This window comes from Pseudoalteromonas sp. Cn5-37, assembly GCF_021532495.1.
Lineage (GTDB): Bacteria > Pseudomonadota > Gammaproteobacteria > Enterobacterales > Alteromonadaceae > Pseudoalteromonas > Pseudoalteromonas simplex.
Map to the genome: position 1 here is coordinate 151,353 of NZ_JAKGBA010000003.1, position 15,944 is coordinate 167,296.

13 protein-coding genes are annotated in these 15,944 nt (G+C 40.2%); 4 read left to right on the plus strand and 9 right to left on the minus strand.

Annotated features, from left to right (window positions below; genetic code table 11):
• The first annotated feature begins 195 nt into the window (after positions 1-195).
• Entirely contained in the window at positions 196-3,090 is a 2,895-nt protein-coding gene (gene rapA, locus L1266_RS07265; protein WP_235377180.1) for an RNA polymerase-associated protein RapA, read from the plus strand.
• Between the two features lie 66 nt (positions 3,091-3,156).
• On the opposite strand, the gene L1266_RS07270 is transcribed toward rapA, so the two are convergent.
• Complete coding sequence (locus L1266_RS07270; RefSeq protein ID WP_199530232.1) at positions 3,157-3,477, minus strand: hypothetical protein; 321 nt, start codon at positions 3,475-3,477, stop codon at positions 3,157-3,159.
• A gap of 43 nt (positions 3,478-3,520) precedes the next feature.
• Here L1266_RS07270 and L1266_RS07275 point away from each other — a divergent pair, with 43 nt between their 5' ends.
• The 3 genes from L1266_RS07275 (at position 3,521) to L1266_RS07285 (ending at position 8,115) form a co-directional block, all read left to right on the plus strand.
• The gene (locus L1266_RS07275) at positions 3,521-3,877 is read left to right on the plus strand and encodes a DUF5522 domain-containing protein (protein WP_054552689.1); all 357 of its coding nucleotides are present in this window, start codon (positions 3,521-3,523) and stop codon (positions 3,875-3,877) included.
• 180 nt (positions 3,878-4,057) lie between these two features.
• Entirely contained in the window at positions 4,058-6,493 is a 2,436-nt protein-coding gene (locus L1266_RS07280) for a TonB-dependent receptor (protein ID WP_235377181.1), read from the plus strand.
• A gap of 83 nt (positions 6,494-6,576) precedes the next feature.
• Complete coding sequence (locus tag L1266_RS07285; RefSeq protein ID WP_235377182.1) at positions 6,577-8,115, plus strand: tetratricopeptide repeat-containing sulfotransferase family protein; 1,539 nt, start codon at positions 6,577-6,579, stop codon at positions 8,113-8,115.
• On the opposite strand, the gene L1266_RS07290 is transcribed toward L1266_RS07285, so the two are convergent.
• The 8 genes from L1266_RS07290 to L1266_RS07325 all read right to left on the minus strand — a co-directional run bounded on the left by L1266_RS07290 (position 8,090) and on the right by L1266_RS07325 (position 15,900).
• The gene (locus L1266_RS07290) at positions 8,090-8,929 is read right to left on the minus strand and encodes a sulfurtransferase (RefSeq protein WP_235377183.1); all 840 of its coding nucleotides are present in this window, start codon (positions 8,927-8,929) and stop codon (positions 8,090-8,092) included. The genes L1266_RS07285 and L1266_RS07290 overlap by 26 nt on opposite strands.
• The gene (locus L1266_RS07295) at positions 8,929-9,999 is read right to left on the minus strand and encodes a capsular polysaccharide export protein, LipB/KpsS family (protein WP_235377184.1); all 1,071 of its coding nucleotides are present in this window, start codon (positions 9,997-9,999) and stop codon (positions 8,929-8,931) included. The genes L1266_RS07290 and L1266_RS07295 overlap by 1 nt, the downstream gene beginning before the upstream one ends.
• A gap of 144 nt (positions 10,000-10,143) precedes the next feature.
• Complete coding sequence (locus tag L1266_RS07300; RefSeq protein ID WP_054552692.1) at positions 10,144-10,551, minus strand: adenylyltransferase/cytidyltransferase family protein; 408 nt, start codon at positions 10,549-10,551, stop codon at positions 10,144-10,146.
• Positions 10,548-11,618 (minus strand): CDP-glycerol glycerophosphotransferase family protein, encoded by a 1,071-nt coding sequence (locus tag L1266_RS07305; protein WP_228482589.1) that lies wholly within the window; start codon positions 11,616-11,618, stop codon positions 10,548-10,550. The genes L1266_RS07300 and L1266_RS07305 overlap by 4 nt, the downstream gene beginning before the upstream one ends.
• 81 nt (positions 11,619-11,699) lie before the next feature.
• Positions 11,700-12,119 carry a group I truncated hemoglobin gene (locus tag L1266_RS07310; RefSeq protein ID WP_138598864.1) on the minus strand — a complete coding sequence of 140 codons (420 nt, stop codon included), beginning with the start codon at positions 12,117-12,119 and terminating at the stop codon, positions 11,700-11,702.
• Entirely contained in the window at positions 12,119-12,952 is an 834-nt protein-coding gene (locus L1266_RS07315) for a DUF3034 family protein (RefSeq protein ID WP_194441945.1), read from the minus strand. Before L1266_RS07315 ends, L1266_RS07310 begins: the two co-directional genes overlap by 1 nt.
• Positions 12,939-15,254 carry an EAL domain-containing protein gene (locus L1266_RS07320; protein ID WP_138598862.1) on the minus strand — a complete coding sequence of 772 codons (2,316 nt, stop codon included), beginning with the start codon at positions 15,252-15,254 and terminating at the stop codon, positions 12,939-12,941. Before L1266_RS07320 ends, L1266_RS07315 begins: the two co-directional genes overlap by 14 nt.
• Complete coding sequence (locus L1266_RS07325; protein ID WP_166338812.1) at positions 15,247-15,900, minus strand: methylamine utilization protein; 654 nt, start codon at positions 15,898-15,900, stop codon at positions 15,247-15,249. Before L1266_RS07325 ends, L1266_RS07320 begins: the two co-directional genes overlap by 8 nt.
• Between the last annotated feature and the right edge of the window lie 44 nt (positions 15,901-15,944).

The following is a 15,944-nucleotide window of genomic DNA, read 5'->3' on the forward strand; positions in this document are numbered from 1 at the left end:
ATTTACGACAAAAGTCCTTTTTATGACAAACAAATATACAATCATTTAACTGGTTAAAATACATACAATTTTTACCATTAATAATGGCTTAAAAAGGTTGACTAAATTTAATTGTGTGCGGCGAGTTTACTGCCTTGAAGTAGCATGGCGTTACAGGTAACATAGCCGCCTTTTTTCTTCATAGACGAGACATACATGAATTTTTCCTTAGGTCAGCGTTGGATCAGTGATACTGAGTCAGATTTAGGATTAGGCACCGTTGTTGCCCTTGAAGGCCGTCAGGTCAGCATTTTATTTCCAGCCAGTGGAGAAAACAGAGTTTATTCTTTAACAGAAGCGCCTGTTACTCGTGTCGCATTTAATCCAGGTGATATTATTCGCAGCGTTGAAGAGTGGGAATTAGAAGTTGAGTCTGTTGAAGAGCAAGGCGAGTTACTATGCTATCACGGCATTCGCGTTGATAATGGTGAAAAAGCGCAGTTAAAAGAAACCTTTTTAGATCACTTTATCAAATTCAATAAACCACAAGACCGTTTATTTGCAGGTCAAGTGGACCGCTTTGACCGCTATACCCTGCGCTACCAAACTTGGCAGCACCAGTTTGAGCGCCAACAATCACCTTTAAAAGGTTTAATTGGTCAGCGTGCAAACCTTATTCCGCATCAGCTTTATATTGCACAAGAAGTGGGTAAACGTTTTGCACCACGCGTATTACTTTCTGATGAAGTAGGTTTAGGTAAAACCATTGAAGCAGGTATGATTTTACATCAACAGATCATCAGTGGCCGAGCTAGCCGTGTATTGATTGTTGTGCCTGAAAACTTACAGCATCAGTGGTTAGTCGAAATGCTACGCCGCTTTAACTTACGTTTTTCAATCTTTGATGAAGAGCGTTGTGATGAAGCATTTGCAGACTCACCAAACGTATTCGAAACAGAACAGTTAGTACTTACTAGCCTTGAGTTCTTAAGCAAGAAAAAACGTTGGTTTGAGCAAGCAACCCTGGCTGATTGGGATTTATTGGTTGTTGATGAAGCGCACCATTTAAGTATCAATAATGGTAAGCCAAGCACTGAATACCAACGCATGGCAGAGTTAAGCCAAGATATTCCAGGTCTTATCTTATTAACAGCGACGCCAGATCAACTTGGTCACCGCAGTCACTTTGCCCGCTTGCAATTACTCGACCCTGATCGTTTCTACGACTACGATGCGTTTGTTGAAGAAGAAAGCAACTACAAAGAGGTTGCTGAAGCTGCTAATCAATTACTGGGTGAAAAAAGCCTTGATGATGCATCTCGAGCAACATTAAAAGAACTATTAAAAGAAACCGATATCACAGACCTTTTAGCCAAAGCAGAGCAAGGTGATGAAACGGCACGCAACGAAGTATTATCAATGCTGCTAGACCGCCATGGTACAGGTCGTATTTTATTTAGAAATAGCCGCAGCGGTATTGATGGTTACCCAAGCCGTAAGCTTCATGCATACCCTATGGCAATGCCAAAACAATACAAAACGGCGATGTCGGTACTGGGGAACATGGGCGGCATTCAAAATGCTGAACTAACGGCACTTCGCGCTCTATTTCCTGAAAAGATCTTCCAAGAGTTTGAAGGTGAAAATGCCAGTTGGGGCGCATTTGATCCACGTGTTGATTGGTTAATCGAAACCTTAAAAACCCTTAAACACGAAAAAGTACTGCTTATCTGTGCTAAAGCCGAAACTGCACTTAGCCTAGAACAGATTTTACGCGAGCGTGAAGCAATTAAAGCCTCAGTTTTCCATGAAGGTATGTCGATTGTTGAACGTGACCGTGCAGCCGCTTACTTTGCCGACGAGTACGACAGCGCACAAATTCTACTTTGCTCTGAAATTGGTTCTGAAGGTCGTAACTTCCAATTCTCGCATCACTTAGTACTGTTTGATTTACCACTTAATCCAGACTTACTCGAGCAACGCATTGGTCGCCTTGACCGTATTGGTCAAACTCAAGACGTAAACATTCATGTGCCGTATTTTGAAAACACCGCACAAGAAGTGTTACTTCGTTGGTATAACGAGGGCCTAGATGCGTTTGAAACAACATCAACAACAGGGCAAATGCTGTATAAAGAGTATGGCGAAGAACTACTTGAGTTTATTGGTGCACACAATTGCGACGAAGAAGAGCTAGACCCACTGCTAGAACAAGTGGCGGGTCAAAATGCTAAGCTTCGTAAGCAAATGGAAAGTGGTCGTGACCGCTTACTAGAGCTGCATTCAAGTGGCCAAGGCCGAGCAGAAAGTCTTGTTGCTGATATAGAAGAATTAGACGATCAATTCACGCTACCAAGCTATATGATCAATGTGTTCGACACCTTTGGGGTAAGCCAAGAAGATAAAGGTGAAAATACCATTATCTTAAAACCAACTGAGCACATGCTAAACCCATCCTTCCCATGTTTGAAAGATGATGGCATCACAGTAACGTTTGATCGCAGCACCTCGCTTTCGCAAGAAGACGCCCATTTCATCAGCTGGGACCACCCTATGGTGCAAGGCAGCTTAGACATGATTTGTGATGATGACTTTGGTACTGCCTCTGTGGCGTTACTGAAAAACAAAAAGCTACCTGCTGGTACCTTCTTTGTTGAGCTCATTTTCATTGCGGAGGCGATGGCGCCTAAAGCACTTCAAGTTGGCCGCTTCTTGCCACCAACGCCTATTCGTATCTTATTAGATAAGGGCAGTAACAATCTGGCTGATAATGTTGCTTTTGATGCTTTCAATCAGCAGTTGTCTGCGGTTGGTCGCCAAACTGCAAGTAAATTAGCCAGCGCGCTACAAAGTGCCATTCACCCAATGATCACCAGCGCACAAGGCATGGCACAAACCAAGCTAGAAGCACTGCGTGCTGAATCACTAGAGAAAATGCAAACTGCCCTTGGTGAAGAGCAAGCTCGTTTAACGGCACTTAAGCAGATCAACCCGAATATTCGTGATGAAGAGCTTAGCTTTTTTGATAAACAGCGTAGTGAACTCACTACTTACATCGAAAAAGCCCAAGTTAAACTGGATGCAATTCGTTTAATTGTCGTTTCTCACTAACCCATTGGCTAGTGAGCGAAAGCTTTAAGGTTTGCTTAAAGCTTTCGACTCTCAATCTCGTTCATGCTAGTGAATTATTCTTAACAACTTCTCTAGCGTACTTTTATTTAACTCACCCATTTGTTCGTTATTACTTAGCGCATAAATAGCTCCTTCAACGGCACTTTCGTCGATGTCTTGCCGAGACTCTACTACGTTTGCCCAAAGTTCTAATTCATCGATATCGATTTCGCCGTCGATAACACGCTGTAAAACCTGACAGAAAACGTCTTGCGTTAGAATATACACATCACCTTGCGTGTCTGGAGTACTGGTAATTACTGAAATTGCCTCAAATCGGTTATCACCAAAACGGGCAAACTCATCTAATGCGTCTAATTTATCCATTTGCTATGCTTACCTTTTCAATCTCAAAGCATCTTTTTACTTAATGACAACCCTTACTTGCTCACAATGCAAAGCAACCCTTCACTGCCAAGCCGACAATATTAATGCCTGTTGGTGTAGTGAGCTGCCCAATATTTTACCACTCGATGAGGCAGCAACAGAATGTTTATGCCGAGACTGTACTATAAAAAAGATCAATTCATTTTTATTTAAACTTTACCAACAGCCTCTTGAACAGCAGCTTGCCTTTGCTAAGCCTTATTTTACTCAAGGTAATTTAATAGAAAATCTCGATTACACCATGCAAAACAACTACATGGTATTTAGCCGCTGGTTCTTTTTAAAACGCGGCCATTGCTGTAGTAATGGCTGTAGTCATTGCCCTTATTCCGATAGCTAATCCCTTACAGAGTATTTATTCAATTATTTTGCATTTAATTGCAAATAACGCATGGACGATAAGAATAAAAATACATTATAATTGGATATAAATTCACTAAATCATCAATTTTTAAGCTTAAACCACTAGTAATGTCTATTTTTTAAGCATAAATTTACTGTAACTAAGTCGGAATCAATCATGAACACTTTTAAGCCTGCTCTACTTGCAAGTGCAATTTCTGCAGTTTTAATCAATAACAATATGGCGTTTGCTGCAGAAGATGCTATCGAAGTTGATAAATCAATTGAAACTATTCAAATTACTGCAACACGACGTGCAGGCTCTGTGCAAGATGCACCGCTTAATATCACAGCGCTCAATGGCGATGTAATTAGCGACCAAAACATTGGCGATCTAGAAGATGTCGCACGCTGGGTACCTGGCTTAACAATTTCTGATCAAGGTGGCCGTGAAGGTTCTCCGATTATCGTTCGTGGTTTGAATACAAATACCTCTGACCGTATTTCTGATAGCGGCACAGTGGCAACCTATGTTGGTGAAATTCCACTGAGCATCGACTTACGTTTAACTGATGTTGACCGTGTTGAAGTGTTAATTGGCCCACAAGGTACACTGTATGGTGCAGGTACTTTAGGTGGTGCAATTCGTTACTTACTAAAGCAACCTGAGCTTGATATCACCGAAGGTAAGGTTACAGGCGATATATTTAGCATTAACGAAAGTGACGGCACAGGTGGTGAGTTTGGTGTGGTATTCAACACCCCGCTAATTGAAGAAAAATTAGCGCTTCGTGCTAGCTTAAATTATTACGATAACCCTGGTTACATTGACTACACCCACGTGGTTCAAGAACCGGGTGTATCAAACCCAAATCCTGACTTTTCAGACAGCAGCGATGTAAATGCCAACTTAAAAAGCGTAAGCGATGTTAACGATGAGCAAATCACCACTGCACGTTTATCACTTCGTTGGCTTGCAACCGAAGATGTTGATGCAACGCTAAACTACTTCTATCAAAAGCAAGAAAATGGCGGTAACTCGACATCGCAATACGACTCTCTTGCTGATAGTAGTGCGCTACAAGGGATTCCTGGAAAATACGAAAACGTAGCTCGTGTTCTTGAGCCTGGTGAAGAAGAAAACGATCTATTAAGTTTAGAAGTGAAAGCAGATCTTGGTTTTGCTGAGCTGGTATCTGCATCTGGTTGGTCTAGCTATGAGCAGTCTGGTCAGCGCGATCAAACTGATCTACTTTACGATATTTGGTCAGGTTATGCCGACTTCCCTGCATTTGTTGGCTACACGCACGATACCTCAGATCGCGATACCTTTACGCAAGAGCTTCGTTTAGTGTCAAATAGCAATAGCGCTTTTAACTGGATTATAGGAGGCTTCTACAACAAAGTAGAAAGTCACTCAGATGACCGTGAGTATACGCCGGGTCTGACTGAGTACTGGGGTGGTGGTATTCCTAATGTTGAACAAGATCTTGAGTACATTCTAATTTCAGATAGTGAAACCACTGAAAAAGCACTTTTTGGTGAAATCGGCTACAGCATTACAGATCAGTTTGATGTAACTTTAGGTGCTCGTTTTTACGAATACGATGTATCAACAACGTCAGGCTCTGCAACACCGCTTTATTCTGGTGATTTTGATTCACTAGATAACCTTGTTATGGAAAATGTGAGCGCTAGTGATAACGGTAACTTATTTAAATTTAATGCTAACTATACATTCGATAATGGTGTACTTGCTTACTTTACAGTGAGTGAAGGCTTCCGTATTGGTGGTGGTAACGGTATTGCTCCTTGCCCTGATGTATTACCTGAGCAACAAATTGTTTGTGCCCTGCCAAACGAAGAAGATTACAAACCAGATACAACAGTCAACTACGAGCTAGGCTTTAAGTCATCATGGTTACGTAACCGCCTACATTTCAATGCGGCTCTATTTAATGTTGATTGGAAAGATGCGCAAGTGGGTAGTAGCACTGTAAATGGTCAAGAATTAATTACCTCGAACGCGGGCACTGCAAATTCAAAAGGTGTTGAGCTTTCTACTCGCGCTATGATTGGTGATAACTGGGCTGCATATGCGACATACGCGTATGCAAAGGCTGAATTGACAGAAGATGCACCTGAGTTATTAGGGATTCTAGTTGATGAAGAGGTAATAGAGTACCAAAGCTACTATGATGGCGCTAAGGGCGACCGTTTACCGGGCGCTCCTGAGCATCAATTCTCGTTTGGTCTTCGTTACGAGCAAGATATCCTAGGCGATAAGTTATTAAGCGTAAACTACGGTATCACAGCGCAAAGCGATGTGATCACCAAAGTAGGTTTTAAAGCAGACGGCGAAGTATTACCTGGTTATGCACTAAGTAACTTATCTGCAAAAATTACCGGTGATATGTGGTCTGCAACGCTTTACGTAGACAACTTATTCGATAAGTACGCATTCACTTCTGTACGTCGTGATAAGTCTTGGGCAGGTATGTCACAATATGCTGAGCTTAACAAAGAGCTACCTGAGCTACAGCGTGTTTATGGTCACTACACCACCGCGCCTCGTACTATCGGTATGAAGTTTAGCTACAACTTTGAGCTGTAATTAAACATCACCATAAAAGCCTTGCCGCCTTTAGGCAGGGCTTTTTAATACCTGAAAATAATTAATTGATATACTATGCGCTTATGCTAAATGATACCCAACAAGCGCTTCGCGCTCATATCCAACAGTTGTTAAACAACAAGCAACTAAACGATGCACATCACCTACTTGTGCAGCGCCTAAAACAAAATCCTGAAGACCACGTTTGTTACTTTTTACTCAGCGAAGTCAACACCGCAGCTGGCGATATCAACAAAGCAATTAAGCTGCTTGAGAAAGCACTAAGCCTAGCCCCTTTTGCGATTTATCATTTAGCACTTGCCAAGTTATACGTACTGTTAGGTAAAGTAAGTAATGCAGCTGTGCATTATCAAAGTGCTAAACAAACAGCTGACTTTAGTGCCACTGATTTTGATACATTAGCCAACATTGCGACCCGTTTAGGGCATTATGACGACGCTCTTAGCTTTCAACAAGCAGCCTACCAGCGCAATAAAGATAACCCACAAATTAGCTATAATTTGGCGGTGTGTTATAAAATTCACGGACTGTTCGATGCAGCTAAAAGCTTGCTGCTGCAACTAACCCAAAAGCAACCTCGCTTTTATCAAGCCCACTACTCGCAGGCTGAACTCAATACTGTTATAGATGCAGAGCAACATATCCAAAAACTACAAGCCTTGGCGGATAAAGAAAAAAGCATTGTTGAACAACAAGTGTATTTTCATAGTCTTGCTCTTAATTATGAGCACCTTAATGACTACAAAAATGCATTTAAATACTTTGCACTAAGTAAGCAAGCGATAGCCGGTAAACTTAATTATCAAGCCACACAGCATCGCCATTTTTGTCAAAAACTTATTACTCAGAGCAAACAGCAAGCAATTAAAAGTAGTGACTCTGAGTTCTCACCCGTTTTTGTTGTTGGCATGCCCCGCTCTGGTACAACCTTAGTTGAGAAAATCCTTAATCAAAGTTCAAAACTGCAAGGGGTTGGGGAATTAAACGATATTGCGCAACTCATACAGCACGCCACGCAATCAACTCGTGTAATTGACAGCGAAATGCTCGATAAGGCATATCAATCTGAGGCGATAAAGACAGCACTGGCTAGCTATCAACAGAGAGCCGAGCTACTAAGTGGCGGCCTAAGAAGTTGTGATAAACAGCCATTTAACTTTTACTATATTGATTTTATTTTAGCGGCTTTTCCTAATGCTAAAATCGTTTGTATGCAGCGGGGCTGGCAAGATTGCAGCATCGCCAATTTTAGGCAGATGTATAACCCGCAAAGTGTGTTTCATCACTACAGTTTTACACTTGAAAATATTGCCTCGTTCCATCAAGATTACTCGGCATTAGTCAGTCATTTTGCCAACAAGTATCCTGAGAACGTTTTTTTGCAAAGCTATGAGCAATTGGTGGCAGAGCCTACCCCACAAACTCAAAAGCTCTATGCGTTTTGTGATTTAAGCTGGCAGGAAAACTGCCTGACTTTTTATAAAAACAATGCAGCATCAGCCACAGCGAGTAAAAAGCAAATTCGCCAGCCACTGAATAAAAACAGTATCGGCAGCTGGCAAAATTACGCTGAGTTTATTGATGCGGGCCTATTTCAATAGGTAGGTCGTGACGAGCGCCCCACTCACTCCATGAGCCATCGTAAACACGTAAGTTAGCGTAACCACATTCATCGGCACACAATGCAATTGCGCAAGCGGTTACACCTGAACCACAGCTAAACTGCAACTGGGTGTGATGCGGCGCTATGTGTTGTTCAAATAATGCTTGCAACTCGCTAAGCGGTTTAAGCTCACCGTTATTTAGCACTGTTGCTAGAGATAAACTGCGACTATTTGGAATATGACCACTGCGCATACCTTCGCGCGGCTCAGCGTGTTCACCGGTGAATCGCTCATAAGGACGAGCATCGAGTGTTAGTGTGCTTTGTTCATCAAGTGAGTTAAGTACTTGCTCAGCACTGATAAAGTAATCAACACGTGGGCTAGCAACAAAGTTGCCTTGACCAGAAGCAGCTGAATAACGTGCTTGTGTTGCAAAGCCTAGTGCCTGCCACTTAGCCAAACCACCGCTTAACACTTTTACGTTATCAAAGCCCATGGCTTTAAACATCCACCACGCACGGGCAGAACTGAACAAGCCTTGGTCTTCATAAATCACAACCAGAGAGTCTTGGTTAACACCAGCTAGTTGCATATGCTCTGTGAACTGCTCACTACTGCACATCATACTTGGTACAGGATTACTGTTATCTGCCAGCGTCTTTTTGAAATCAAAACGCTGTGCATTTGGGAGCATCGCCTTAGGCGCATACTCACCCGGTAAACCAGGGCGTACCATTCCTGCATCAAAAATAACCAAATTATCGTGACTTAAGTACTCGTTAAGCCATTCTGGCGAGACGATGTTCTTCATTAGCTTTCCTTTTGCGATAGCTGTGCAAATGTATCTTGCTGAGTTAAACGCTTTTCGACCGCTTCAACATGCTCCGTTGTACATTCTTTCCAAACACCGGGCAAGCAATATACATGCTTTAAGTAGGTAAAAAACTTATCTCTCAGAATACTATTAGGCTGCCAGCCATTCTGCAGTTTTTCTAAGCACTCAACCAAAGTAGCTTGTTCACTTGCGTGTAGTACAAGCTCATCAATGTTGTAACAAGCAAGCCCTAAGGTAATTACTTTTTTATCAAGTAATAAAGATTCTAAGCCAACGGTCGAGTTAATGGTGATCACAGCCTCAGCATTATCAATAAGTTCTCGAGTACAATTTCCGTTGGCAAAAACGGCAATATCATCTTTGTCGTACAAATGTTCATAGTGCTTATGCCATGAAGGATGCTCTTTAAAAACAACTTTAAGTTCTGGATCATTTAACTTTTTTACGGCTGAAACAACAGCATCGTAATACTCTTCCATGGACTTAAGCCAAGGAGAATAACAAGCTATTTGGGTGTCATGTGGAACTTGAAATGGCACAAATAAGTATTTTTTGGGTAACTCAATTGCGTCAAACTTACAGCGCTTCTTATGAGCCGCTCTTGGAATTAAATCAGGCGCAGAAAATGGCAACTTCCTTTGCGGATCAAAGTTTAAATAAAATTGACTATCTCGCGGTACAGAAGCCGCAAAGTTAATACCTTTAGGATCTAAGCTTGTTGTTCCGGGCAATAACCCATTTTCATAGAAATAGGTGGTCACTCCTAATGCCTTAGCAGCCATACAAACAGTAACATTAGGTAATTTATTACCATTCCAAATAACTAGCGCTTGTGGGGATTCTGACTGCAATAAATCATAATACTTGGCAAACCGGCATCGCTCTACTAAATACATCAAAGCAGAGTAACTTTTGATTATCAGTGGGTTCTTCCATAGCTTGTTTCGAGCTTGTTTACGTAGGAGTTGCTCCGCAATTATTTTACTAAAATCAACTTTTTTCGCCTTACTCAAGTATCTTAAAGCAGTAAATCTAGGCAAGCCCATGCAATGCACTTTACTCTTTAAAGGCAGCTTCCTAGTGAGTTTTTTGTAATAGCGGGCGTGCACATTATTGCGAGAGATAAATAAAAAAGCCATTTACACATCTTATTTTTGATTGAACGTTAGCGCATATAGCAATTTTATTAATTATAAATGACAGTTGGAAGGTTGCCTTACAACTTCTATTATTTCTGTTGTAGAGATAGAGGGAGTTCGCTCTAGATAAGTTACATCACAAATTTGGTTAAATTGATCAAATTGACCAGCCCAATCATCCCCCATAACTAGCAAGTGAGCTTGATGATCTTTGATATACTCACCTTTTAATTCTAGAGAATGCTCTACAAATACCTCATCGACACACTTCAATGAACTAATAATTTTCAGCCTATCAGCTTCACTATATACGGGCTTTCGACCTTTCTTAGAGAAGTTTAGTTCATCAGAAGATACACCAACAATCAAATAATCTCCTAACGCTTTAGCTCGTTCTAATATATTGATGTGTCCCACATGAAAAATATCGAACGTGCCAAATGTAATTACCCGCTTCATTGATGCTCCTCTAAATAAGATACAATTCTCTTAGCAGAGTGACCATCGGTAATACCTGCCAGCTTATAAACAATTTCTTTTCTTTTTTCTTTAAATTCAGCTGATTCATTAAAACTTGAGCTTAATAAATACTTTAAATCTTTATAACTTCCTGCACGAGCACATAACTCATTAAAGTACTTGATATCTTCATCAAGCCGAGCTTTTAGCCTATAAGAAAAAATACCTCTGTAAGACCAGCGCAGCTTATAGAAATCACACCATATTACAGGCTTTTCTAATGCTGCAAACTCAAATATGGCTGACGATGCATCAGAAATCATTATATCAGCAAGTTCTAAAAAAGGAGTAAGGTCAAAATCGTACTCATTCGCAAGGTAAACATTCTTAGCGTTGGCCCACTTATCGAGTTTTAGACGTTGTTTTTTATATTTTTTCTTAAACAAACTAAAGAAATGAGGCTTAACGATAATATTAAATTCATCAAAATGCTCAGGGAAATCATCGCTAAAACATTCTAAAGAACTTGGATAAAAAGTAGGCGCATACAGCAAGGTTTTCTTTGTTGGATCTAGGCCTAGGTTTTTGAGGTTAATAGTACCAAGAGTCTGATTAATAATAGGGTCTAATTTTGCGTAGCCACTATCAATAAAGTTACCTTCGGGATAGAGCATTTTTAAACGTTGTAGTCGGTGTTCACCTTCAACAAACCGCACTGTCATCTTGTTGTTTGATACGTCGTAATAGCATTGCTTTGGGCCGATTCCATGCTGCATCAGTACAGTCTTTTTATTTAAATTCTCAGCACCTACGAACGTATTTCCAAATACAACCCAATCTGCATCTGAGTTCTGATAAAAGTCAAAGGTTTCACTCGCACTCGTTAACCATTTTGCAACTATTGCGTTTTTATCTATAAAGTCACAACATACAGCACGACTACACTCATCTTGTTCTTTATAGAAAACCATCGAAACTTTGTGGCCTTTTTCTTTTAACTCCTTTAAAACAGGCAGGTATTGTGGAATATAATATAGATGTTGAACATCAAAATATAACTGCATCATTTACAACTTAATAACTTAAATCAATAGCCATTGTACATAAATTACATTTTTGTTTCAGCCCACAATTGAAGTTTGTACAAGCTAAATATCAATTATCTCAGGGCGAAGGGGTGCTAAGCGACTAAGAATTTTATTTTGTACTGTTTGTGGAATCTGTTGTTCGTCCATAGCATTAATCAAAAGCTCTACCACACGGTTAAAGTCTTTTTTTGAGATATTCATTCCAGTGTGTATATCAACCATGTTATCGCCTTTGTATTCACAAGGACCGTCGGTGACACTACACAAATGAGTGATAAAGCCTTGGCGAAAATGCGCAACATTGCTTTGTTTAAAATAAGCTAAAATCTGTTCGTCATGGCCTATTTGATTGATAAAACTTTCAACCAATTTTTCAATCCCTTGTTTACCATTAAGTTGCTGGTACAAGGTGCCATTATTGCTACTTACGCAACCCACAAGCATAACGGTAAATACAAATGTAAAAAGTGTTTTTATCATCACCAATACCCTGTTACTGATAAGTACCAACCAGTTTGGTCTTCAGCACCAGCAATACTTCCTAAGTCTAACCAAGCAGCGGTGATGCTAACATACTTATTAGGAAACCAAGCCACAAATACATCCTGCCAATCTTGCTCTCCTAAACCAAGGTTATTGGACTTTACCCGATACTCAACACCCAAAGCTATTTCATGGGTTAAAAACACCGCTGTAGATGCTTCAAACAACAATTTTTTATCACTATCAGGACCGCCAAAACCTAACAAACCTAGCTGATTGGCATCGCTATAACGAAAGGTGGTGTTCCAAAACCAATTATACCCTGCAAGCGCCCCTAAATGTAATTTACTAGCAGCAAGGTAAATATCGGTACCGCTGGTATCTTTTGCACCTAATAAACTAGCAATACTGCCATCATCTAAAGACTTATGCTGCACACCTAAACTTAATTGCGGCCATTTACTGTAAACAATGTCACCATATAAGCGTACTTTTGCCCCGGTAATTGATTGCTCAATATCGGTATTTAATGCGGGAACTTCGAAACGTTGCTCCGCATAACTAAATTCCACGCGATCATAAACATTTAGCTGCGCACCACAAACATCTAAGCGGTAATCACTCACATTTGCACGACTGCAAAAGCCATTCAAAGCGATTTCATCATCACTTGCATAGCCTGCGAGCTGAGCCCATGGAACAATCCCACCACCCGCACTGCCTTCAACCTGAGAGACTCCGGGCGTTGCTAATAATTTACCTGAAGCTGCAAACCCTGAACTTGTAAAAACAATGAAAGTTAGTCCAAATAGCCAATTAAGATGCTTCATTATAGACCTCTAGCCATTGTAAAAACTGCTCTGATTTTAGTGGTCTGCTCAAGTAATACCCTTGCGCATAATCGCACTTCATTAGTTTCAAAAAGTCTAAAGAAGCTTTATTTTCAACACCTTCTGCAACGACAGAGAAACCTAGCTGATGACCTAAGTTTATTGTTGATTCAACAATATACTGATCTTGTTTAGATTGCTCCAATTGAAGAATAAAGCATTTATCTAACTTAAGTTCATCGATAGGTAGTAATTTCAAGCGACCCAATGAAGTTTGCCCAACACCATAATCATCTAGCGATATTTTTACCCCAAGTGATTTTAGGTTTTCTAATGCTTTAATACCTTGTTCTTCATTTTCTATCATGTCGCGTTCTGTCAGCTCTATTGTAATAAGCTGTCCATTAACATCATTCTCTTTTAATTGTTTTGCCAAATGAGAGAAAAAGCTTGGGAAGGCAATATCTTGAGCCGAAACATTGATAGCGGCTTGCATAATAATGCCTTGTTCTTGCCACCTTGCGACTTGAGTGACAACTGTTTTAACTACCCAAGCAGTCAAATCAACAATAACACCTGACTGCTCCGCTAAATCAATAAATAGCTCCGGTGATACCCACTGCCCATCCTTTCTTTGCCAACGGATCAGCGCTTCCACTTTATCGATCTTAGAGGTGTTTAAATTTAGCTTTGGTTGATAAGTCATAAACAATTGGCCATCGTCTGCTTGTAATGCATGTTTTAATTCATCAATAATTGCCAACCGTTCCAGATACTCTTCATCTTCGCCGTTTTGATAATAATGAACATTCTTCTTTTTTGACGAAGCTGTATCAATTGCGATTAAAACTCGGCGCATTAGATCATCGGGCTTAACTCCCTCAAAGGTACAATGAACTACACCAGCGCTAAATCGCAAGGTAATATTCAAGCCTTGAATAGTGTAACCGACTTGTAGCTGAGCCATTAAATCCATGACTCCACTTTTTAATTGCTCTGCTTTTCCACTTGGAAATAAGGTTAAAAACTCATCTCCACCTATGCGTGCATTAACTCCACCAAGCGGCTCAGAATACTCACTAATACGTTCAGCAACTTCTCTTAAACAATCATCTCCAATACGAGGGCCAAGTTTGTCATTGATATGCCGCAAACCTCTTATATCAATAGCAACTAAAGTATATTCAGTACCTTGCCCTAATAGCGATTCCATAATTTCCAACATGGCACTGCGTGTTAAAAACCCTGTTAACGTATCATGACTTGCTTGAAAGTTGATTTGTCGTTCACGTTCTTTAATGTCATTACCCATATTATTGAATGCATCAACTAACGTCGTAATTTCAGTACTTTGCTTTTTTCCTATAAATTCAGCTTTGTAGTTACCCCGCGCGAATTGCTGAGCAAGTAAAGTAAGTTTAGAAAGCGGTGTGGTAAGGTTTTTAGCCAAAATCCCACTAGCTAAAACACCAATCACAACTGTGATAGCTGCTAATGAAATAATAGTAAAAAAGAGCTGTTCAAATTCAAGATAACTTCGAGTTAAATCGGCACTTAGTAGCACTGATACTTTATGCCCAGAAACCGAAGGTAGCTCAACAAGGCGATTACGATAAACTGGCTTTTCCCCAAAAATTCGCTGTGTAGATTTATTTTCAAAATGCCTAAGTACTGCATTATCTTCTGGCTTATCAACAAGAGAGGTTTCAACGACATCATCATCCTCTCCGATAAAACTTACATCCATAGTTGTAAGTTTTTTTAACTCTTCGGCAACTAGATCTGTGATTTCAAAACCAACCAAACTATATGCAACTGTTCTCGGTGCGCGAACTGGCAATATAATAACTTGATAAAGAGTCTGCTCGATAACGATGAAATTTGACTGCTCAGGGTTATCTAATAACTGCTTCATTAATGCCGTAAACTCATTTGGCATGTGAGCGAAATCCGTATTAGCAGAAACGAGCTCCCCAGATAAGTTTATGAGCATCATTAAATCAGCATTAATCCGCCTACTATGATTATTTAAGACACTGCTGATAGTATCGGCGTCTTGAGTTGCGACAGCTTGTTTAAAACCGAAATCTGCTGTTAACACTTTTGCAGCAGTTAGAAGAAGGCTCTCTTTCGCACTTAAATACTGGTTAAAAACATTCTCAGCAACATTAATATCTTCTAGAAGCTTTTGGTCATTAAAACGATTCGCAGACCACCAAGAACTAACTAGGCTGACTAAGCTTGTTAACAGAACAAGACCAACACATAAGGCAATAACTCGCCCTCTTAAACTATTAATCATTAGTACCCTTAAACATTTCTCCAAATGTATTTCGTGGTTTCGGCTCTATTGTAGTAATGACAATATCTGCAACCTGCGAAGAATCAGCAAATGTAATTGTTTTTTTCTGATCGATATCACTCTGTTGGTTTGGTTGCCATACCGTAAAGCTAGCAGGAAATGTACTCACATTTAATTGAACCTTCCCATCTACGCTCGTTTTTAGCACTTCTGAACTATCTGCAACATAAATGTATCCGACCATTGAATCATGGATATTACAACCGAGAACAACAATCCCAGGTGATTCAAATTTTTCGGGTTTTTCAGGTCGACCAGAGTAAAGTTTGATGTCAAATTGCTTTACAGTCGAGAATGAGTACACATGATGGCGAATATTATCACTATTTGGGAAGTCAACTAATTGCCCGTTTTGAATAACAAGTACTTTAGGAGTAAAGTGCTTATCAACCTGGTCCATGACGGCAACTGATAAGTTATCTTGGTGATTTAACTGCTGATCCTTAAACTCAATAACAGCATCTTTTAATGGCTCTCCAAATTGATCGCGTACAACAAAGGAAAAGTCCGCTGAAAGTACATTCGTTGAGCCTAATAACAAAGCAACGTAACATACCCGGCTAAAAAAATTCGCAAACATCAACATAATTAATTAGTTCCGCTCTTAGTTCACAATTCAGTATAGATTAA

Bases quoted from the DNA above. Each gene is read 5' to 3' on its own strand.
- L1266_RS07305 (WP_228482589.1), bottom strand. From the start codon at position 11,618: ATGATGCAGTTATATTTTGATGTTCAACATCTATATTATATTCCACAA.
- L1266_RS07325 (WP_166338812.1), bottom strand. From the start codon at position 15,900: ATGTTGATGTTTGCGAATTTTTTTAGCCGGGTATGTTACGTTGCTTTG.
- L1266_RS07270 (WP_199530232.1), bottom strand. From the start codon at position 3,477: ATGGATAAATTAGACGCATTAGATGAGTTTGCCCGTTTTGGTGATAAC.
- L1266_RS07275 (WP_054552689.1), top strand. From the start codon at position 3,521: ATGACAACCCTTACTTGCTCACAATGCAAAGCAACCCTTCACTGCCAA.
- L1266_RS07290 (WP_235377183.1), bottom strand. From the start codon at position 8,929: ATGAAGAACATCGTCTCGCCAGAATGGCTTAACGAGTACTTAAGTCAC.
- L1266_RS07310 (WP_138598864.1), bottom strand. From the start codon at position 12,119: ATGATAAAAACACTTTTTACATTTGTATTTACCGTTATGCTTGTGGGT.
- L1266_RS07300 (WP_054552692.1), bottom strand. From the start codon at position 10,551: ATGAAGCGGGTAATTACATTTGGCACGTTCGATATTTTTCATGTGGGA.
- rapA (WP_235377180.1), top strand. From the start codon at position 196: ATGAATTTTTCCTTAGGTCAGCGTTGGATCAGTGATACTGAGTCAGAT.
- L1266_RS07285 (WP_235377182.1), top strand. From the start codon at position 6,577: ATGCTAAATGATACCCAACAAGCGCTTCGCGCTCATATCCAACAGTTG.
- L1266_RS07315 (WP_194441945.1), bottom strand. From the start codon at position 12,952: ATGAAGCATCTTAATTGGCTATTTGGACTAACTTTCATTGTTTTTACA.
- L1266_RS07320 (WP_138598862.1), bottom strand. From the start codon at position 15,254: ATGATTAATAGTTTAAGAGGGCGAGTTATTGCCTTATGTGTTGGTCTT.
- L1266_RS07280 (WP_235377181.1), top strand. From the start codon at position 4,058: ATGAACACTTTTAAGCCTGCTCTACTTGCAAGTGCAATTTCTGCAGTT.
- L1266_RS07295 (WP_235377184.1), bottom strand. From the start codon at position 9,999: ATGGGCTTGCCTAGATTTACTGCTTTAAGATACTTGAGTAAGGCGAAA.